This is a genomic window from Sodalis-like endosymbiont of Proechinophthirus fluctus, from assembly GCF_001602625.1.
Lineage (GTDB): Bacteria > Pseudomonadota > Gammaproteobacteria > Enterobacterales > Enterobacteriaceae.
Genome location: NZ_LECR01000078.1, coordinates 25,519 through 27,361, shown reverse-complemented (window position 1 = coordinate 27,361; position 1,843 = coordinate 25,519). Strand labels below are relative to the sequence as shown.

General features: G+C 50.6%; 1 protein-coding gene and 2 pseudogenes. All 3 read left to right on the top strand.

What is annotated here, in order from left to right; translation table 11 throughout:
* A pseudogene (locus tag BG74_RS17915) lies at positions 1 to 555 on the top strand (gfo/Idh/MocA family oxidoreductase); the annotation flags it as partial.
* Positions 556 to 669: 114 nt separating this feature from the next.
* Positions 670 to 879 (top strand): type 1 glutamine amidotransferase family protein, encoded by a 210-nt coding sequence (locus BG74_RS11445; RefSeq protein WP_073961137.1) that lies wholly within the window; start codon positions 670 to 672, stop codon positions 877 to 879.
* A gap of 716 nt (positions 880 to 1,595) precedes the next feature.
* Positions 1,596 to 1,843, top strand: a pseudogene (locus tag BG74_RS17910) (hypothetical protein); the annotation flags it as partial.

Here is a 1,843-nt window from a genome sequence, read left to right as displayed (position 1 = left end):
TAAAGGGCTTCTGAATTACTGCCAGTGCTCTTCGCACTACGACAAATATCTTGCTAGCGAAAATCCTAACAACTTCAATCCACCTTTCTCCAACGGCTCGATCATGGATATTGGCTTCATATCCGCTGGCAGCTGTGTTGACGTTGTGGGGTGAGCCGGTACAGGTGCAGCCCAGCGCATCGCTAGTAACAAGTGGTGTGGACGGGCCACGGCACGGTCATTCTCGATTACGGCGATTTTTACATTACCCTGCCGCATTCCAAAATGAGTCAGTCCGTGCTGCCCAGCAAGATCCGGCGAGAGACTGGACTGGGTCTCTTCTTATTAAGAAAATAGGTGAATGCCACAGCGCCTGACATTAGTTTCCCGTAATTGCAATCAGCTAGATCTGAACCAACCGAAATATATAAATAGTATACTGTATGAGGCACTTGCGTTCGCCGATCGAATACCCAGCGGCTAAGTGAACATCCCTCGCTGATGGACAACCCGCAGCACAGAGTGCGGCTGTTCATCGAAATCCGGTGGCAATCCGTGGGCGTTTTCCCTGCCGACACGACAGTGGAATGTGAGGCGAGAAAATGCATAATAGTAATTAGTTACATATCTTACAGACTAGCGATGCTCCGGAATCGGTTAAGCGAGAGCACGGTAACTAACTTTGACCGCATGTTTATACGGGCCGGCAAACTCAATGAGGCGGGCGTTCAGGTGGTTTATTTACCTAGCAGCGCGCGACCTGAAGCGCCGGAAACCTATGTCGACGTCATGATTACCGGCTCCACCGTAATGATGACAGACAAACTGCCCTGGAGCGAGTACGCTAACGACTGGCTATGCCGGGTAGCGGGTAGTATCAGCGAACACGTCCGTTTTTAGAGCCTGTTATGGTCATCAGTTGCTGGCCTATGAGTTTGGCGACGAGGTAGACTATCACCCAGACTGCATGGAACTGGGCAGCCCCAAGCCATCGAACTGCTGCCATCGTCGGATGGCGTGCTGCTGACGGCTCTGCCCCGCTGTTTCGGCGCTAATCTGATGCATTATCATTATTCTAGTGCATTATCATTATAAGTAAGTGCATAATTTTACTACAGATACCACAGTGACTAGCCATTTCGCCCATGACTCCACCAGATTCTGCGCTATGGGTCCAATGCTATCAGTACCCAGTTTCATCTTGAGTTCACCGCTCCTGCTGTACGCAGCTATTTGGCGTGCATGATGGGCGCAAAGGAGCCGGAACAGCGTTACTATTCCAGCATCTGGATGTTCAGATCTCCACTATGCCCCACAGACAGAGCTCTACTAGCGCGATTCGTCCGCCTCTGTTTGCACGGTGATATTACAGTTTAATATTGACGATTGCATTTTTTTACATTAGTGTACTTCACAGTAAAGGGGAGTAACTTTCCGCCGGCTAGCCGTCAATACGATGCCAAAGCATCCGGTAGCCGGGCAACTGCAGATTTTTCATGCGGGTTGTAAGTAAGACCTTGCCGGAAGGCGAGACTTGGCTTATAGCTCAGGCAATGAACAACGGCTGGCGCCTTCTGACGTCAGCCGTTGTTCATTGTAGAAGGACTATCTCAGATATGCATACCGTCGGAAATACCTTACTGTATGGCAGCTTCGCTGTCGTGATAATAATCATGCTGGCTGTGGAATTATTAATGCAGCGCCGCGAGGGGGAGGCGTCTATGAAACAAGCGGCGCTGTGGTCGGTGCTTTGGGTCACTCTGGCGCTGGTGTTTAACGCTTTATCCTGGGTCTATTTGCGGCAGATTGAAACCCGAGAGGTAGCCGACAGCCTGGCGCTAGCATTCCTTACCGGCTACCTTTT

Bases quoted from the DNA above. Each gene is read 5' to 3' on its own strand.
- BG74_RS11445 (WP_073961137.1), top strand. From the start codon at position 670: ATGTTTATACGGGCCGGCAAACTCAATGAGGCGGGCGTTCAGGTGGTT.